Raw genomic sequence first — 2,275 nt, 5'->3', positions numbered from 1 at the left:
ACATGGTCATGGTGCTGGAAGGCAATCCGGAGGAGCTGGAAGCGCGAGGCAAGCGCAATCCCGCCGATGACGGCACGTCCATCGATCCGATCGTTGCCGTGTTCCTGATCCTGTGGGCGACGATGTTTTTCGGCGGGTTGGCGATGGCGTTCCTGCCGCCGATGTTGGGCACGAAGCTGTCGCCGGGCGTGTACAGATGGCTGGGCATGACGTTTCGTTACGGCCGTGGGCCGAGCGGGTACTCGGGCAGCAGTGGCTGGACAACGGGTTCGTCTTCGGGCGGCTGGTCGTCGGGGAGCTCCGGTGGTGGCTGGTCTTCGGGATCAAGCGGCGGTGGCGGGTTTTCCGGTGGCGGCGGCTCATCGGGTGGTGGCGGTTCTTCAGGAAGCTGGTGAGACATATCATGGCAACACGACCAATCAGCCCGCAGGATCATGAGCGCATCGCAACCACGATCCGCGCCGCCGAGGAGAAAACCGACGGCGAGATCTACTGCGTCGTGGCGCATGCCAGCGACGGCTATTTCTTCCCGGCCGCCTTCATGGCGACCGTGTGCATGCTGATCGTCAGCCTGGCGGTCGGCTACGGTCTGGAGGCCTGGTGGCTGTCGATCCGGCTGCCGCATTTCGTCCTCGCCCAGCTCCTGGCGCTTGCCTGCGTGCTGGCCTTGTTGTGGGCGCTGCCCGGCCTGCGCATCCATCTGGTGCCGAGGCGGCTGCGCTACCAGGCGGCGCACGCCAACGCGAGCAAGCAGTTCCTTGCCCGCAACGTCCACCGCACCACGGCGCGCACCGGCGTGCTGGTCTTCGTCTCGATCGCTGAACGCTACGCCGAAGTGGTTGCCGATTCGGGCATCGACGCCAAGGTCGGCCAGCATGTCTGGGACGGTGTCGTGCGCGACCTTACCGCGCATGCCGGCGACGACCGGCTTGCCGACGGCTTCGTCAAGGCGATCGAGCAGGTGGGTGCGGTGCTGGCCGAGCATTTCCCGGTCACGGTGGGCGACAGCAACGAACTTGACGACCATCTCGTCGAAATCTGAAAGCCCGCCTGCAAACGCTACTCAGCCGGACGCCTGACGCGGTTTTCTGCGCTTCCGGCTTTCGCCGACCGAAGCACTCACTCATAAGCGGCCTTGGCAGGCAGGCTTCGGCCGGCGTAGGCCGGTGCTCACGTGCAAAACAACGCTCCTCTCCGGTTCTCGAAGGCCACGCCATCCGCCTCGGCTGAGCGCGTTTTCAAGCAGGCTTTGCCTGATCTCATCAGTGCCATGATCGCCTGTGAGAAAGCAGCCGGCGGGCCGCCGGGACTCTTGCAATCGGGCGATGCGGGTTTATGGTTAACAAATCATGAATACGCTGACGATCGACATCCGGAAAGCCGACCCGCGCGATGCCAGTGCCATCGCCGAGGTGCATCTGGAGGCCTGGCGCGGCGCCTATTCCGGCATCATTCCGCACCGCACCCTGACATCGATGATCAACCGTCGAGGTGCCGACTGGTGGGCGAATGCGATTCGCCGCGCCGCCACTGTTCTGGTGGTCGAGATCGGCGGAAAGATCGCCGGCTATGCGACGATCGGCAAGAACCGCGCCCGTGAACTCAGGCAGCAAGGCGAAATCTACGAATTGTACCTGCGGCCGGAATATCAGGGCATCGGGCTCGGCAGCCGCCTGTTTTCGGCAGCCAAGGCGCGGTTGGCCGATCACGGGCTGAAAGGCATGGTCGTGTGGGCGCTGGAAGACAACCAGAACGCACTCGCCTTTTATGCCGGCGCCGGCGGCCGCGATGTTGCGGAAGGCGTCGAGATCTTCGAGCAGAAGGCGCTCAAGAAGGTCGCTTTCGTCTGGGAATGACAGCCCGGCCCTTCGGCCATTGCGTCTCCCGATTTCAGCCAGCACCATTCGCCGCATTGCACCATGACGCGCCGCCCGCTATCGATCGTCCATCGAGAGAGGGATTTAAGCCATGCGCATTGAAGCCATAGCCAGCGGAAAGAACCCGCCTGAGGACGTCAACGTCATCATCGAGGTGCCGATCGGCGGCGAGCCGATCAAGTATGAGATGGACAAGGAAGCCGGCACGCTGTTCGTCGACCGCTTCCTGCACACCTCGATGCGCTACCCCGGCAATTACGGCTTCGTGCCGCACACGCTGTCGGGCGACGGCGATCCGATCGACGTGCTGGTCTGCAACACGCGCGCCCTGGTGCCGGGCTGCGTCATCAACGTCAGGCCGATCGGCGTGCTGATCATGGAAGACAATGCCGGCCAGG

3 protein-coding genes and 1 pseudogene are annotated in these 2,275 nt (G+C 64.0%); all 4 read left to right on the top strand.

The window, feature by feature from the left end:
- Positions 1 to 395: pseudogene (locus EN893_RS29840) on the top strand (hypothetical protein); the annotation flags it as partial.
- 8 nt (positions 396 to 403) lie between these two features.
- A complete protein-coding gene (locus EN893_RS29835; RefSeq protein ID WP_127271483.1) occupies positions 404 to 1,042 on the top strand; it encodes a TPM domain-containing protein in 639 nt (212 codons plus the stop codon).
- 307 nt (positions 1,043 to 1,349) lie between these two features.
- Complete coding sequence (locus tag EN893_RS29830) at positions 1,350 to 1,856, top strand: GNAT family N-acetyltransferase (RefSeq protein WP_013528996.1); 507 nt, start codon at positions 1,350 to 1,352, stop codon at positions 1,854 to 1,856.
- Between the two features lie 112 nt (positions 1,857 to 1,968).
- Positions 1,969 to 2,275: inorganic diphosphatase (locus EN893_RS29825; protein WP_206640194.1), on the top strand; the 307-nt coding region annotated here is incomplete at its 3' end.

It is taken from the genome of Mesorhizobium sp. M7A.F.Ca.CA.004.04.2.1 (genome assembly GCF_004022825.1).
Lineage (GTDB): Bacteria > Pseudomonadota > Alphaproteobacteria > Rhizobiales > Rhizobiaceae > Mesorhizobium.
This window is presented reverse-complemented; position numbering and strand designations above follow the sequence as displayed.

Bases quoted from the DNA above. Each gene is read 5' to 3' on its own strand.
- EN893_RS29835 (WP_127271483.1), top strand. From the start codon at position 404: ATGGCAACACGACCAATCAGCCCGCAGGATCATGAGCGCATCGCAACC.
- EN893_RS29830 (WP_013528996.1), top strand. From the start codon at position 1,350: ATGAATACGCTGACGATCGACATCCGGAAAGCCGACCCGCGCGATGCC.